The sequence below is a fragment of the Sphingomonas sp. genome, assembly GCF_025362505.1.
Taxonomy (GTDB): domain Bacteria; phylum Pseudomonadota; class Alphaproteobacteria; order Sphingomonadales; family Sphingomonadaceae; genus Sphingomicrobium.
Window position 1 is genome coordinate 42,132 of the sequence record NZ_JANYGG010000044.1, and the last position, 15,655, is coordinate 57,786.

General features: G+C 67.1%; 13 protein-coding genes and 1 pseudogene. 3 read left to right on the plus strand and 11 right to left on the minus strand.

Going from position 1 to position 15,655, the window contains the following annotated elements:
- Positions 1 to 27 precede the first annotated feature (27 nt).
- The 10 genes from Q0R27_RS03795 to pgi all read right to left on the minus strand — a co-directional run bounded on the left by Q0R27_RS03795 (position 28) and on the right by pgi (position 11,638).
- On the minus strand, positions 28 to 165 hold the full coding sequence (locus Q0R27_RS03795) for a hypothetical protein (protein WP_293941041.1): 138 nt from the start codon (positions 163 to 165) through the stop codon (positions 28 to 30).
- Positions 162 to 3,131 carry a hypothetical protein gene (locus Q0R27_RS03800; RefSeq protein WP_293941042.1) on the minus strand — a complete coding sequence of 990 codons (2,970 nt, stop codon included), beginning with the start codon at positions 3,129 to 3,131 and terminating at the stop codon, positions 162 to 164. Before Q0R27_RS03800 ends, Q0R27_RS03795 begins: the two co-directional genes overlap by 4 nt.
- Before the next feature lie 169 nt (positions 3,132 to 3,300).
- On the minus strand, positions 3,301 to 4,431 hold the full coding sequence (locus tag Q0R27_RS03805) for a phage major capsid protein (protein ID WP_293941044.1): 1,131 nt from the start codon (positions 4,429 to 4,431) through the stop codon (positions 3,301 to 3,303).
- A gap of 88 nt (positions 4,432 to 4,519) precedes the next feature.
- Positions 4,520 to 4,915, minus strand: coding sequence for an HK97 family phage prohead protease (locus Q0R27_RS03810; RefSeq protein ID WP_293941047.1), 396 nt, complete (start codon positions 4,913 to 4,915; stop codon positions 4,520 to 4,522).
- Positions 4,912 to 5,223: a DUF6127 family protein gene (locus Q0R27_RS03815; protein WP_293941050.1), complete on the minus strand. Its 312-nt coding sequence runs from the start codon at positions 5,221 to 5,223 to the stop codon at positions 4,912 to 4,914. The genes Q0R27_RS03810 and Q0R27_RS03815 overlap by 4 nt, the downstream gene beginning before the upstream one ends.
- Positions 5,224 to 5,237: 14 nt before the next feature.
- Entirely contained in the window at positions 5,238 to 6,365 is a 1,128-nt protein-coding gene (locus Q0R27_RS03820; RefSeq protein ID WP_293941053.1) for a phage portal protein, read from the minus strand.
- 100 nt (positions 6,366 to 6,465) lie between these two features.
- Complete coding sequence (locus Q0R27_RS03825) at positions 6,466 to 7,797, minus strand: terminase family protein (RefSeq protein ID WP_293941054.1); 1,332 nt, start codon at positions 7,795 to 7,797, stop codon at positions 6,466 to 6,468.
- Positions 7,794 to 8,390, minus strand: a complete 597-nt coding sequence (locus Q0R27_RS03830) for a hypothetical protein (protein ID WP_293941057.1) — start codon at positions 8,388 to 8,390, stop codon at positions 7,794 to 7,796. Before Q0R27_RS03830 ends, Q0R27_RS03825 begins: the two co-directional genes overlap by 4 nt.
- A gap of 390 nt (positions 8,391 to 8,780) precedes the next feature.
- Positions 8,781 to 10,142, minus strand: a complete 1,362-nt coding sequence (gene gorA, locus Q0R27_RS03835; RefSeq protein WP_293941059.1) for a glutathione-disulfide reductase — start codon at positions 10,140 to 10,142, stop codon at positions 8,781 to 8,783.
- Positions 10,139 to 11,638: a glucose-6-phosphate isomerase gene (gene pgi, locus Q0R27_RS03840; RefSeq protein WP_293941061.1), complete on the minus strand. Its 1,500-nt coding sequence runs from the start codon at positions 11,636 to 11,638 to the stop codon at positions 10,139 to 10,141. Before pgi ends, gorA begins: the two co-directional genes overlap by 4 nt.
- Positions 11,639 to 11,716: 78 nt before the next feature.
- Between pgi and lepB the strand changes: the two genes are divergently transcribed.
- The 3 genes from lepB to era all read left to right on the plus strand — a co-directional run bounded on the left by lepB (position 11,717) and on the right by era (position 14,320).
- Positions 11,717 to 12,547 carry a signal peptidase I gene (lepB, locus tag Q0R27_RS03845; RefSeq protein ID WP_293941063.1) on the plus strand — a complete coding sequence of 277 codons (831 nt, stop codon included), beginning with the start codon at positions 11,717 to 11,719 and terminating at the stop codon, positions 12,545 to 12,547.
- Complete coding sequence (rnc, locus tag Q0R27_RS03850) at positions 12,547 to 13,287, plus strand: ribonuclease III (RefSeq protein WP_293941065.1); 741 nt, start codon at positions 12,547 to 12,549, stop codon at positions 13,285 to 13,287. Before lepB ends, rnc begins: the two co-directional genes overlap by 1 nt.
- Before the next feature lie 130 nt (positions 13,288 to 13,417).
- Positions 13,418 to 14,320: a GTPase Era gene (gene era / locus Q0R27_RS03855; RefSeq protein ID WP_293941068.1), complete on the plus strand. Its 903-nt coding sequence runs from the start codon at positions 13,418 to 13,420 to the stop codon at positions 14,318 to 14,320.
- Here era and Q0R27_RS03860 read toward each other — a convergent pair.
- Positions 14,303 to 15,010 (minus strand): annotated as a pseudogene (locus Q0R27_RS03860) (NAD-dependent deacylase). The gene era and the pseudogene Q0R27_RS03860 overlap by 18 nt on opposite strands.
- Between the last annotated feature and the right edge of the window lie 645 nt (positions 15,011 to 15,655).

The following is a 15,655-nucleotide window of genomic DNA, read 5'->3' on the forward strand; positions in this document are numbered from 1 at the left end:
TTCCTTTCACTTGATTTAGGTCGCCGCTCAGCGCGGCTCGGGCACCGTGGTTCGGTCGGCCAGCGCGAACACCGTCCGCTTCGACGGTGGTTTGCGCAGCACCTGCGACCCCTCGCCGCTGCCCGCCACCGCCTCGCCGCTCACGGTGCTTCGCCCGATACTCACGACGCGCGCATCCACAGCGGCAACCGCCGCCGCACGACCGTCGCGGCCGCCTGGCCTGACAGGGTGATGCTCGCACTCGGGAAATTGCCCGGCGCGATCGCCGCCACTTTAACGCCCATCGGCAGATGGTCGGCGTCGCGATACTGGTCGGCATAAAGCAGGTCGCCGACTGCCACGGGCACTCCCGCGCTAAGGAATCCCGACCAGCCGTCGCCGCGGTCGACCCGGGTCAGCGTGGCGCTCCCGGCGGAAAGGTCGGCGAACAGCGGCGACGACGGCGTGAACACGCCCCCGATCGCGACGAACATCGACCCGCTCGCCGCGCGGTAGGGACTATCGAGCTCGATGCTCCCGTCGGCCCGCGTGCGATACCCGTTCTGCAGTCTCGCGGTAACGGCATACGGGCTACCGCCCGTCACGGCTTCGATCATGAACACATGACCGCTGTCGGTGTCATAGATCACCGCCCCGGGCCGTATCCCGGTCAGCACCAAGCCGGCGGCATTGGTCACCACCGAAAACGTCAGGCCAAGCCCGCTCAGCACGCAGTTGAGGCCGGCCTTGCCACTCGCCCAGATCGCGCGCGGATTGTCGATCGTTTCGGCGCCGTCCCCGGCCGTCGGGCTCAGTGATGCCGTATAGATCGATGCCGGGTAATCGCGCGATGTCTGGCGGTTGCGCGGCGCTGTCGAGCTTGCCCGATACTCGCCAAGCACCGTCTCGTTGCGCGCCGGATAACGGATCGCCCCGCCCGTCGCCGGCAACGTGAAGGCCGGCGTGACCAGCCCCCCGGCGAGCGTGTTGATCGCCCGCGCCCGCGCCGCGCTCATCGTCCCGTCCACGTCATACCCGTCCTGCGCGGTGAACCCGCAATTGCGCACGTCGAGCCCGAGGTTCTGGATCGAAGCGACGTTAACGAAATTGCCGAGATCGCACCCGTCGAGCAGGATCGGCGCAGTGGGCGGCGCGCCGGCTCCCCCGAACGGCCCGATCGCCACTCCGCCGATGAGATAATGCGCGACCCCGCGCCCTCCGGCCACGGCGGACTGGCCATCGAAGCTCAAGTTCCCGCCATTGAACTGGATGATCGCGCCCGACGCACCCGACGTGCCCAGCGTGCCGATGCGATACAGCGCCTCGCCGTACATCGTGTCGAACACCAGCGACCCCCGGGCAGCCTGGTTCTGCAACTCGAACAGCTGGATGCCTTCGGCCGTCGAACACAGCGTCCACCGGCCTTCGACCCGGCCATTCTGCCGGCCGTGCATCATCCCTGCCAGCAAGGTATGGAAATTGGCGGCATCGAACCGTTCCATCGACAGGTTGCGTGCCTGCGTGTTGCCGATCGTCACCGGCACCGTCGTATGCAACGCGAAGCAATCCTCGGTGCGCAGGAAATCGCCATTGGCGTCCCAGTCCGACGGCTGGCAGGCCACGCCGACCGAAAACCCGATGATCCCGACATTGCGCAGGATCGGCGCGCTCGACGGATGGGTGCGGCCATAGCCGATCCGCGCCGCCGTCGGCAGGAACGCCGGCGGGGTCTGCACCGGATAGGCGATCGCCTGCCCCGCCGGGCCGCAATAGCCCCACATCACCGACCCGTCGGCGATCATGTCGCGCTGGTCGCTGGAGATCGGCGCGCTCGTCCCGCTGGTCCCGGCGATGCGGCAGGTCAGCAAATTCCCCGCGACCGTGACATATTGGCCCTTGGGGACCGCCGCATTCGCCGCCCACACGCCGACCGCCGTCGGCTGCGGACCGCAATAGGGATCGACCGCCACCGCGCAGTTGGGATTGTAACGCAGCAGCGCATTGCGCGCCGGCCTTGCCGGATCGTGCCACCGCGTGATGTCGCGGTCATCGATCCCGAACACCGCTCGCGCGCCGTTGACATAGGTGCCGAGCTGCTTGTTCATCGTCCACGCACGCCCCGCCGACAGCAACGACAGATCCTCGACCCCGCTGTAGCGCCCGCCCTCGATCGCGATCCCCGGCCGGTCGTCGAAATCGCACATCAATGTCGTCCCGCCGAGCCCGATCGGAAACGCGATGCCCGCACCGCGCAGCACGACCTTGCTGAACGTGTCGGCGTAGCTGAGCTCGATCATCTGCCCGATCCGCAGCATCCCCGCCGGCAAGCGGCAGTCCCGCGCGGCCCCCGCCGTATAGCGCCGCAGATAGACCCGCCAGTCGATCATCGCCTGGATTGCCGGGGCGTTGTCGGTCCCGGTCATCACACCGGTCGCTTCATTATAATAGCCGTCGGCGATCGCTCCGAAATGCCCGGCGTGAACCTGGCAGCCGTCGTCGTCGATCACCCAATATTGCCCGTCGGCGTCGCGCGCCCGGACACGGTCGAGGATCGCCGCCACCGCCGCCGCTCCCGCCGCCTGCTCGGCCACCGGCAGCGCGGTGACATATTCCTGCCCGATGCTCGTCAGCGTGCCCTGGTCCGGATCGCGGACATAGGCCCCCGGCGCCAGCCCGACCGCCGTCCGCCCGGCTGTGAAGATCCGCCGCACCGCGACCGGGATCCGCGTCGTCGCCAATTCGCTGAACAGCGGCGTCAGCTTCGCCAGCTCATTGACCGCTGCGCCCAGATTGCTCTGGTCGCGCGTCGCCAGCGTCGTCGTATCGATCGCCCCGGCATTGGCTTTGCGAAACCACTCGGCCCCGGCGACCAGCGACACCGTCTTCACACCCGTCGTGAAATTGGTCAGCGTGCCCGAAATCGACTCGCGCACAATCGATCCGTCCGCGGCAATCGTGCCGCGCCCGACCTCGGTCTCGGCCGGCTTGTCGACCCCCGCGACCGTATAATAGAAGCGATCGCCCACGCTCAGGGACGCCGCGAAACTGGCAAACCCGGAAACCGCGGCGCCAAGCGCCAGGTTACCCGTTCCCACGGTCGAGCAAGTGCAGCGCACAAGGTCGACAAACCTTGGCGTAAAGGACGTCGGCATGGCCGCACTCCTGAAATAAAGTCGAAAAAAAGGGGCCGCGCACGTTCCCGCGCACAGCCCCGGTCGGGGATAGTTTGTGCCAACCCGTGCCCCCGCCCGGCCAACCCATTCAGTGTATCGTGTGGGTTGGCCGGGCGGGGGTGCGGGCTGGCACAGTTCTTCGAAACAACTACGCGAACTTCAGCAGCTTGATGCTTTCCGAATTCGTCACCTGCCCGCCGATCCGCTTGGTCGCATAGAAATGCACATAGGGCTTGTGCGTATAGGGATCGCGCAGGATCGACGTCGCCGCGCGCTCGGCAATCGTATAGCCCTGCTTGAAATTGCCGAACGCGATCGACAGCGAATTGGCCGCGATATCCGGCATATCCTCGGCCTCGATCACCGGATAGCCGAGCAGGCTTGAAGGCGCCCCCGCGACCAGACCCGGTGACCAGATGAACGCGCCATCGGTCGTCTTGAACTTGCGAATGACGCTCGCTGTGGTCGAGTTCATCACGAACACCGCTCCCTGCCGATACGGCTGGCGCAGGGACTGCACCAGGTCGATCAGCTTGTCCTGCGGATTGCTCGCCGGGAATGCCGCCGCGGTCCCCGTCCCGATGAACTGCAGCGTTCCCATCGCCCGCACCCCGTCGAGCGTTGTCGCACTGGGCGACGACAGGAAACCGAGCGGCTGCGAACTGCCGGTCCCCTTGATGAACGCCACCCCCTCGGCGCGCGCGAATTCGGTCGCGATTTCCTGCGCCAGCCACTTCTCGACATCGAACATCGCATCGTCGAGCATCTGCTGCGACGCCGCCGGATTGGCATAGAGATCGCCCGACGCCGGCACGATTTCGGTGAACGTCGGCGTGCCCGTCTCGGGCCGAGCCGCTTCGAACCCGACCCAGCCCGACGGCGTGCCGCCGGTCGCGACCAGCTTGCGATAATTCGCCGTGCCGACCTTGACCACGTTGGCGATCGCGCGGATCGGCGAGATCGCTACCAGCGTTTCGCCGATCGCCTGGTCGATCTCGCGCGGCACGGCATAGCCGCCGATCGCATCGGCCGACGACCCGAGCGCCTTCAGCTCGACCCCGCTCTCGATCCCCTTGCGCAGATATTGCGCCACGAACGCACTCACCTCGCCCGACTTGACCCCGTCGAGCGCCGGCCGTTTGGCCGCGATCGACCCGTCGGCGATCTTCTTCTTGAGCAGCGCCAGCTCCGCATTCAGCGCCGCGATCCCGTCATCCCGAGCTTCGATCGCCTCGAAACTATCCTCGAGCGCATCCGCCTTCACTTCGATCCTGTCCATCTGCACACCCTCCCCTTCCCGAAAGCACCACGCCCCCAGGTCCGTTTGTTGAAAAATTTGAAACCATCATCCCGGTCGGCAGAAATCCCTACCGCTCGACCGCATGAACCCGCGCCAGCTTCTGCATCGGGCTCGCCACCAGGCTCACCTCGACCAGCTCCAGCTCGTGCAACTCGCGAACCCCATTGGCCCGGGCCGATCGCCCGACCCGATAGCCGAAACTCAACCCGTCGAGCGCCCCGCTCGCGACCAAGCCAGCCGCCCGCAGTGCATCGGCATCGCCGCCAAGCTCGCCGATCACCCGCAGTCCGCGCGTGTCCTCCTCGACCCGCGTAACCCGCCCGATCACCGCCCCGGCCTTATGCTGCCACAACAGCGGAATCGCGCGCTTCGTCGCCAAACTCGCCGCAAACGCCCCCTTGCGGATGACATCTCCTCCGCCATCCACCCGGTTGAACACCGCCGCATAGCCCGCGAACCTCACGCCAACAGCCCCGCCGCAAGCCGGAACCGCACCGCCAGCCCGATCAGCAACAACGCCAGCGCCACCCGCACGAACCACGACACCACCGCCCGCCACGCCGACCGCTTGGCATCGCGCCACGCCGACAACAGCTCGCGCAATTCATCCATGTCGCGCCGCGCCCGTGGATCATCGAGCCCAAGCGCGCCCAGCGCCCGCGTCGCCCCCGCCTCGCTCGCCTCCTCGACCAGCGCGCGCAGCGTCACCAGCTCGCCACCGCGCGCCTCGGCCTGCGCCATCAAACGAGCCAATATGGCTTCCTCGTTCATTTCGCTTGCTCCCCTCACGCCGCCGTCCCCGTCTCATAGCCGAGCATCGCGCGCTTCTCCTCGCGTGTCAGGAAATCGGCCTTCGACACCGCGTCCCACAGTCGCACCCGGTCCTCGGCAAGCTCGCTCAGCACGTCGACATCGACCGTCAGTCCGACGCTCGCATCCGCCTCGAACCAGTGGTCGAGCATCACCTCGAGCCCGCCCAGGATCCGCCGCGCCATCGGCAGCACCGTCTGTCTCGTCAAAGCCCGCCCGGCCTCGCGCGCATTCGAATAGGTTGCGTCGCCGGGCAACCCGACCAGCACCGGCGGCACCCCGAACGCCAGCGCGATATCGCGCGCCGCCCCCTCCTTCAGCGCGACGAAATCCATGTCCGCCGGAGTCATGCTCATCGCTTGCCATTTGAGCCCGCCATCGAGCACCATCGGCCGCCCGGCCGCCTCGGCGCCTGAAAACAGCGTCTCCAGTTCGCCCTTCAACCGCGCGAACTGGTCGGCCGACAACACCGATCCGTCACCCGGATCATAGATCATCGCCCCCGATGGCCGCGCCGCATTGTCGAGCAGCGACTTGTTCCATTTCGCCGCGCGATTATGCACCGCGGCGGGCGCGATAGCCGCTCCCAGGCAGCCCAGACCATAATGATCGTCGAGCGGGTTATATGCCCGGATATGCGCCACCTGCCGCCGCCCGAGCGCATCGATCAAGGGGATCGACGCCCCCCCGTTCTGGCTTCGATAAACGAACCCGACCGGTTGTCCGCGACGATCGAAGTCGACCGTCACGCGGTCCGGCCGCAACACCACCAATTCCTCCGGTTGCCCGGCATCGTCGGGGATCATCTGGACATAGGCATTGCCATTGAGCAGCAGCCCGGCCGCGATCGTCTCGAGCACCCCGTCGGCCATCACCAGCTTTTCCGCGGCAATATTCTTCGTCACCGAATAAACCGGCAACGCCCCGACGCTCGACGACACCAGCCGCACCGACCGCTGGCCGACCGGGTTGATCTCGAACACCTCGCGCACCATCGCCTCGTAGGACCGAGGCGTTGCGTCGGAAGCATTCGCCCGAAGCCACTCGGGCACGCCAAAACCGGCCGTCGGCGCAGCGGCCGACTTCCTCGAAAACCACATCATAAGATCCTTTCCTTAGCCCCTCTCCCCTTGCGGGAGAGGGAGGGACCCGCGCCGCCGGCGTGGGAGGGTGAGGGCACTACGCGCGCCTTCTCGAGAACCGCTAAACCCGCCAGACCCGCGGCCCGCTCCCCCGGCTTCCCGCCAGTTCGGTCATCGCCCACACCATCGCATCGGCCCGGTCGGGCGAACGCGTCGGCCCCTCGTATCCGCCGCCCATCTGCAGCCCCGAAAGCTCGTCCTCCAGCGCCGGAAAAGCCCCCGCGAACCATGCCGCGCCAGCCTCGAATCGCACCGCAATCGGTTCGGCCCGCGCCACCTTGCCCTTCGACGCATGGACCAGCTTGACCATTCCTGGCTCGACCCCCGCCGCGCGCAGCACCGACGCGACCATCGCCCCGCCGTTATTGGCCTCGGCGACAATCCGGTCGGCGCGCCACGTCGCGGTCGCGGCCCTCACCGCCGCCGCCCATTTCTCGGGGCTCGCCCCCTGGATGGTGGCGTCGGCCAGCACATAGAAATTATCCCCCGCGCGCCCGGCGACGACGATGCCGCACGCATCGCTCCCCGCCCCCGCGCCAGCCGGCGGATCGACCCCGACCACGATCCGCTCCATCACCGGCAGCCGCCCGATCTTCACCCGGCAGCGCTCGATCATTGCCCGCGGCCACAGCGATCCTTCGGCCTCGTCGAGCAGCTCCCCGTTCAGTTCCTGCCGCCCGAGCCGCGTGCCGCCATAGGTCGCCTTCATCACCGCCAGGAACCGCCCCGGCAGCGACACATTCTCGTCGCTCCGCCCGCCGCTCTCGACCGTCCGCGGATCGGCCCGCAGCCGGGTCAGCAGCGGCATCGGCTTGGGCGTCGTCGTCACCAGCGCCCGCGGTCGCGACCCACGCCGCAGCCCCATCTGCAAATTGTCCCACGTCCCTTCCGGGTCATGCCATTTGGCCAGCTCGTCGCACCATGCGAAATCATGCTCCGGCCCGCGCAGGCCATCGCCGTCCTCGCCCGAAAACAGCGTCGCCGAGCTCCCGTTGGGCCACGTCAATTTACGCTGGCTCGGCTCCCACTTGAGCGTCACCCCCGCATTGGTCGCGACCGCCAGAATCCCGCTCGTCCCTTCGACCATGATCCGCCGCGCCTCGTCGATCGTCGCCCCGACCAGCGCGATCCGGCAGCGCTTGGCCAGCCCCAGCCGGAACACCCATTCGGCCCCGGCGCGGGTCTTGCCGAACCCGCGCCCGGCGATCATCAGCCACGTCCGCCAGCCATTCTCGCCCGGTACCCTCTGCCCGTTGCTCGCCCACGCCTCGAACAGCGCATCGAACTGCAACTGGTCGTGCGGTGACAGGCGCATGATCATCCTGAATGCCATTACCAGATCCCCCCGTGCCAAGGCCTCGACCGCCAGGCGAATATTGTCGATCGGCCTCATTCGCCCGTTTCCCCGTCGATCCCCGGCATACCGCTCAGATCGACCGATTCCGCCCCGATCGCCGACCAGCCATCTTCCTCGGCCTTCTCGGGTCCGAGCAACTGAACTCGCACCCGCTTCAACTTCATCAGCAACCGGTCGCGCACCTCCAGCGCCTCTGCCGGGCTGATCGCCGCTTCGGCCGCTTCGATCCGTTCGGGTTCGCGCGCGGTGTCGCGGTGCATCCTCAGCAGCGTCAGCGCGATCCGGTCGTCATACTCGACCGACTGTTCCTCGCGCCCGTCCTTGTGGACGATCGTCCGCATCTTCCCGTTGAGCGCGCGCTCCAGTACCTCGACCTCCAGCCGGGCATAACCCTGCGCTACCGCCTGCCCCCACGCCGCGCGGAACACCGCATCGGTCGCGCGTCGGCGATAGACCGTCGAATTGCCGACCCGCGCCCGCTTCGCCGCCAGCGTCACGTTGCACGTCGCGCTCAGCGCTTCCAAAAACCTGGCCTCCTTCGCGCTGCTCCAGCCGCCCCGCTGCGCCTCGCGCTTGTGGACCTTGTCGCCCGCCACCAGCACCAGCGATTTCCGTCCCGCCATCGTCATCATCTCCCCCACGCAAGGTAGCGGGGACCGTCCGCGTCACCGGCAGCAGCTGCCGACGCGCGGACGATCCCCGCCCAGCAACGCAAAAAGGCCTCCGCACCGCCCGCCGCCGCGCCCCGCCACCAGGAAGCGCAACATCAGGTCGATCCGAAAGCCCTGGCGAATCGGGGCCGCCCGCCCCAACTCGCAATTCGTCACTGTTCCTAGGTTGTGCCAGATGAGCGTGACGCTGTCAAGCTTTTTGTGCCGGTTTGGTTATTTTTGGCTAAGCCGACCGCCGTTGCCACCAGCCCCGGTCAGGAAGCACCGCCCGCGCCGCAATGTGCCCCGCGCCGAAGATCACCGCGTCGTGCAACACATACTCCCTCCCCGCACCAGGCACACAATCGCCTAGTGCATCAGCACCAATTCCTCCGACATCGTTGGGTGCAGCGCCACCGTCGCGTCGAAGTCGGCCTTCTTCAACCCGGCCTTGACAGCGATCGCCGCCGCCTGGAGGATTTCCGGCGAATCGGGCCCGATCATGTGGATGCCGATCACCCGCTCGGATGCCTCGTCGACGACCAGCTTGTAGAGCGATCGCTCGTTGCGCCCCGCCATCACGTTCTTCATCGCGCGGAAGTCCGATGTGTAGACCTTGACCGTACCATATCGGTTGCGGGCATCGCTTTCGGTCAGCCCGACGCTGGCGATCGGCGGATGGCTGAACACCGCATGGGGCACGCAGTCGTAATCGACCTCGACCACTCCGCCCGACCCGAATTGCGTATCGGCGAATGCCTGACCCTCGCGGATCGCGACCGGGGTCAGCTGGATCCGGTCGGTCACGTCGCCGACCGCGAAGATGCTCGGGACGTTGGTCCGGTTGGCCTTGTCGACCTTGACCTCGCCGCGGGTGCCGAGATCGACCCCGGCCTCCTCTAGCCCCAGCCCCTCGACATTCGGCTTGCGCCCGACCGCGAACAGCACCGCGTCGGCCTCGAGGTCGTCGCACCCGTCCAACGCGAGGTGCAGCATGCCGTCCTCGCGCTTGTCGATCCTGCTGAAGCTCGCATTGAACTTGAAGTCGATGCCCTTGGCCAACGAGATCTGCAGCAGCCGGTCGCGCATCGACTCGTCATAGCCGCGCAGGATCGTGTCCGAACGATTGACCAGCGTCACGTGCGAACCGAACTGGTGGAAAATCCCCGCAAACTCATTGGCGATGTAGCCGCCGCCGACGATCACGATCCGCTTCGGCAGCCGCTCGAGGTGAAACACCTCGTTGGACGTAATCGCATGCTCGATGCCCTCGACGTCCGGAAGAAACGGCCGCGCCCCGGTCGCGATCAATATCTTGGCCGCGCTCACCGTCCGCCCCGAAGCCAGCCGCACCAGGTTCGGCCCGACGATCGTCGCCCGCTCAAGGAACGTCTCGACCTTGTTGCTCGCCAGCGTCTGGCCGTACAGCCCCTCGAGCCGTTTGACCTCGGCCTGCACATGGTCGCGCAGCACCGGCCAGTCGAACCGTTTGACCGGCACGTCCCAGCCGAACATTGCCGCGTCGTTCAAATCCTCGGCAAAGTGCGCGCCATAGACCAGTAATTTTTTCGGCACGCAGCCACGGATGACGCAGGTCCCGCCGACCCGATATTCCTCGGCGACCGCCACCCTCGCGCCATGCCCCGCCGCGATCCGCGACGCGCGCACCCCGCCCGATCCGGCGCCAATGACGAACAGGTCATAGTCATAATCGCTCGCGACTTCACTCACAGTCCGGCCCTTTCGATCAGTGCGCGGGTCGACGGATCGAACCGCTTGCGTGTCGCGGGATCATCGATCGCGCGCGCCATCTGCTTGCCCAGTTCGACCCCGAACTGGTCGAACGGATTAATCCCGAGCAGCACCGCATTGGCGAACGTCCGATGCTCGTAGAACGCCAGCAGCGCGCCCAGGGTCCTGGGATCGAGCCGGTCGAGCAGGATCGCCGATGACGGCCGGTTCCCCGGATAAGCCTTTGCGCCGTCGTCACTTTCGCGCCCGGTCATCAGCGCCGCCCCTTGCGCGAAGGCATTGAGCAGCAATTGCCGGTGATGCGTGTCGTCCTGTCCGTCTTCCTGCTCGATCACCGCGACAAACTCGACCGGTACGACCCCGGTCCCCTGATGGAGCAGCTGGAACACCGCGTGCTGCGCATCGGTCCCGACCCCACCCCATGTAACCGGAGCGGTTTTTCGTCCGACCGGCGCACCCTCGGTGCCGACTGACTTTCCGTTCGACTCCATCTCGAGCTGCTGCAAGTAGGACGGCAGCAACCGCAGCCGCTCGTCATAGGCGAATACCGCCCGCGTCGCGCACCCCAGCACCTGCGTCGCGGTCAGATCCGCGAACGCCGCCATCAGCGGTGCATTGGCCTGCCCCTCGCTAAACCGGAAATGCCGGTCGATCTCCGCCGCGCCCTCGAGCAATTCCTCGAATGCCGGCCAGCCGAGCGCCAGCGCGACCGAAAATCCGACCGTCGACCACAGCGAATAGCGCCCCCCGACGGTTTCGCCGAATGGCAGGATCCGCGTGCTGTCGATGCCATACTCGATCGCCGCCTCGGGCGCCGCGGTGATCGCGATCACCCGCCCGAACGCATCCCCGACGCCATGATCCTCGAGCCACGCCAGCGCCGCATTGAGGTTGGTCAGCGTCTCGGTCGTGGTGAACGTCTTCGACACCACGGCAACCAATGTGGTTGCCGGATCGAGCCCTGACACCGCATCCTCGAACGCCTGCCCGTCGATGTTCGACAGGACCCGCACGTCATAGCGCGTTCCGTCATGGCCGAGCGCATCGATCACCAGATCGGGCCCCAGCGCCGACCCGCCGATGCCGATATGCAGCACGCCGGTGACATCGCCGAACGCCTCGGCCTCGATCGCGTCGACCAGCGCGCGCATCCTCAAGTGCCCGGCGGCGGCGAGGTCATTATGCTCGGCCGATCCCGACCCGCGTTCGGCGACATGGGTCGCGGCGCGCCCTTCGCTCGTATTGACAACCGCGCCGGTGAACAGCGCCTCGCGCTTCGCCGCAAACCCTTGCGCCTCGGCCAGCGCCTCGAACGCCGCGACCAATCGCTCGTCGAGATGGGTCTTCGACCAGTCGAAATACATCCCGCCCAGCGCCAGCGACATCGTTGCCAGCCGCTCCGAATTCTCCGCGAACAACTCAGTCAGGCGCTTGGGCGAATGGCCGTCGATCGCGGCCCACGGGTCTTTGGTCATGCCCTGTCACCTAGTGACGCCGGACCGCGATTGCCACCCCGACTTGACCTTCGCCGGCTTCACCGCAAGGTGCGTCGCATGACATCGCGCTCCCGCACCCAGCTTCGTCGGTCCGCCTCGCACAAGCAGGGCTCGACTCTCGGCTTCCTGCTGAAACTCGCCCTTTTCGCGTGGATCCTGCGCAGCCTGATTGTCGCGCCGTTTTCCATCCCCTCGGGCTCGATGCTCCCGACGATGGCGATCGGCGATTATCTGTTCGTCTCGAAATGGCCCTACGGCTATTCGCGCTTCAGCTTTCCGTGGAACGTCCCCTCCTTCGACGGCCGTGTCCTCGCCCATTATCCGGCGCGCGGCGACATCGCAGTGTTCAAGCCGCCCGGCGAGGAGAAGGTCGACTACGTCAAGCGCGTCATCGGCCTCCCCGGCGACACGATCGAGGTCCGCAACGGCACCCTCATCCTCAACGGCACCGCGGTCCCCAAGGTCAGGCTCGGCGACTATGCCATGCCGGTCACCCCCAACAGCCCGTGCCGCACCGTCGGCAGGGTCCAGCCGCGCTTCGGCCAGGCGCCAGGCGGCGGCCAGTCCTGCCTTTACCCGGCGTTTCGCGAGACGCTCCCCGGCGGCAAGACCTATACCGTGCTCGACCAGCTCGACTCGCCGCTCGCCGACCATTTCGGCCCGGTCAAAGTCCCCGCCGGCACGGTGTTCATGATGGGCGACAACCGCGACGACAGCGAAGACAGCCGCTTCACCGTCGCCGAGGGCGGGGTCGGCTTCGTGCCCCTCGACCATCTCGTCGGCCGCGCTGGCTATGCCTTCTGGTCGACCGACGGTCGCGCCGAATATCTCAAGCCGTGGACCTGGTTCACCGCGTTGCGCGCCAGCCGCTTGGGCACCGCCTACTGATGGCCGATCTCGCCGCGTTTCTCGTCACCGTGCTGGGCCAGCCGCCGCACGACCCGGCACTCTTCACCCGCGCCATGACACACGGGAGCATGTCGGGGGGCAGCGCGTCGGGGGGCAGCGCGTCGGCGGCCAGCACGTCGGCGGCCAGCATGGGCAGCGGTGGCGGCGAAACCTATGAACGGCTGGAATTCCTCGGCGACCGGGTCCTCGGACTCGCCATCGCGCGCTGGCTGTACGAGCGCTTCCCGGCAGAGCCCGAGGGGAAATTATCGCGCCGCTACAATGTCCTCGTGGCGCGCGAGACGTGCGGCGAGGTCGGCCGCACCCTCGGCCTGCCCGCCCACATCCGGCTTGGCAAGCAGGCCCGCGACGACCGCGCCAACATGAGCGACAATGTCATCGGCGACGTCGTCGAGGCGCTGCTCGGCGCGCTCTACCTCGACCAGGGGATCGATGCCGCGACCGCCTTCGTCCGCCAGCATTGGGCGCCGTACCTCGACGGCCAGCAGGGCGCCCCGGTTCACCCCAAGTCGGGCTTGCAGGAAATCGCCGCCGCGCGCGGCCTCGGTACCCCGGCCTATGAGCTCATGACCCGCTCCGGCGCGCACCACGCCCCGACCTTTCGTGTGCGCGTCACCGTCGCGCGCGGTGGCGAGGCCGAGGCCGAGGGCACCAGCAAGCAGGAAGCCGAAACTGCGGCGGCGGCAGCGCTGCTGGAGAAGCTGGCCAAGCCCCGCTGACCGTCGTTGCGAGGAGCCGCAGGCGACGAAGCAACCCACGTCTCGCCACCCGAAAGCTGGATTTCTTCGCTCCGCTCGCAATGACGAGCAACCTTGTCCCGCCGCGCGCATGATCCTACCGCCTCCCGCAATGACTCACCCCACCCAACGCTGCGGCCTCGTTGCCGTCCTCGGCGCGCCCAACGCCGGCAAGTCGACCCTCGTCAACGCGCTCGTCGGCGAGAAGGTCGCGATCGTCAGCCCCAAGGCGCAGACCACCCGCGCCCGGCTGATGGGCATCGCCATCGCCGATGACGCCCAGCTGATCCTCGTCGACACCCCGGGCATCTTCGAACCCCACCGCCGGCTCGACCGGGCGATGGTCGCCGCCGCGTGGGAAGGCGCCGAATCCGCCGACCGCACCCTGCTCGTGGTCGACGCCGCGGCCAAGGTCGGCGCGCGCGTCGAGACCATTCTCGCCGGGATCGAGGGCCGCCCCGAACCGCTGATCCTCGTCCTCAACAAGGCCGACATCGCGAAAAAGGACGACCTCCTCGTCCTCGCCCAGTCGCTCTCGCTCCGCCTCAACCCCGAAGCGGTGTTCATGATCTCCGCGAGCACCGGCGACGGCGTGGCCGACCTCAAAGCCTACCTCGCTTCGGCCATGCCCGCGGGCCCGTGGCAGTTCCCCGCCGACCAGCTCTCCGACGCGACCGACCGCATGGTCGCGGCCGAGATTACCCGCGAGCAGCTCTACCTCCAGCTTCATGCCGAGCTCCCCTACGCCAGCGCGGTCGAGACCGAGAAATGGGAGGACCGCCGCGACGGATCGACCGTCATCCACCAGCAGATCCTGGTCGAGCGCGACAGCCAGAAGGCGATCGTCGTCGGCAAGGGCGGCGCGCAACTCAAGAAGATCGGCCAGACCGCGCGCGAGGCGATCGCCGACCACCTCGGCCGCAAGGTCCACCTCTTCCTCCACGTCAAGGTCAACCCCAAGTGGGACGAGGACCGCAGCCTCTACAAGGACATCGGGCTAGAGTGGAGCGAGTAGCTCCCCCACCAACCGCGGCACCTCGACCCCCGCGCGCCCGATCCGCACCTCGTCGAACATCACGCTCCCAAGGCTCGGCGCAAGGTTGATCTCGACCGTTCGCGCCCCGCAATATTTGGCGGTCTGGACATAGCCCGCGGCGGGATAGACCGCCCCCGACGTGCCGATCGACACGAACAGGTCGCACGACCGCAGCGCCGTCTCGATCCGCTCCATCTCGTAAGGCATCTCCCCGAACCAGACGATGTCCGGCCGGACCGCGCCCGCTGCATCGCAGGCGGGACACACCGCCTCCTCCCCCATCGGCGCGGCCCACCCGAACCGCCCGTCGCAGGCCAGACACCAGCCGCGCAGCAACTTACCATGCATATGCACCAGCCTCTTCGCCCCAGCCCGCTCGTGCAGATCATCGACATTCTGCGTGACGATCAGCAGCTCCCCCGGCCATGTCGCATCCAACCGCGCCAGCGCCTCATGCGCCGCATTGGGCACCACCTCGCCCAACCGCGCCCGCCGCGCGTCTTAGAAAGCATGGACCAGCCCCGGATCGGCCGCGAACCCCGCGGGCGTCGCAACCTCCTCGACCCGGTGTCCTTCCCACAAGCCATCCTCGGCGCGAAACGTCGCCAGCCCGCTCTCGGCCGAAATCCCCGCCCCGGTCAGGATCACGATATTGCGCACCTCAGCCATCGCCGCCGCTTACCCGAGATCGCCGCCGAACAATCGCAATTTTTGACGGAAGGGCGCCGGGGGATTCTGGGGATCCCCGGACCCGTCACGCCGAGCTGCGCGCCACGGTGCCGGAATGTCTGCAATTGGTGGGAAGCAGACATCCCTGCACTTCCCTGCATCGTTACTTGGGTTGGCCCCCAAGCCCGCTGTTACCCCTCAAGACCTTGAGAGCCTCAGAGCGTGGCGTGTTGATGGGTAAGCAAACTGCGTGCGGCAACGCGTAGCCCTCCAGCATTTGTCTGGGAGCAAAATCACCCAACCCCAGCGCTTTTGCTCTCTGAAAGGCAATCGTCGCGTCGACGCTTGTCTCCCAAAGCTGCAGTCGTGCCGCTTGGAGTGCTGTACTGAAGTGGACTCGCCCGGCTGAGCCAAGCGGTCCGCTCCAGCTCTCCAGGCCCCTCAATTGAGCCCAGGCATCTTGCTCTCGCTCTTCCGCGTCCCCAAACTGTTTGATGGTGACGTAAGAGGTGGCTCGGCAAATCTGGACAGTGCGTTAAGTGGAGTTTCTGCCTGAAGGTGGCCAGGATGGCTGTCGAACAGGAGAGATGATGACGAAGCGAACGCGCCGGAACCACAGTCCGGCATTCAAGGCGAAGGTGGCTT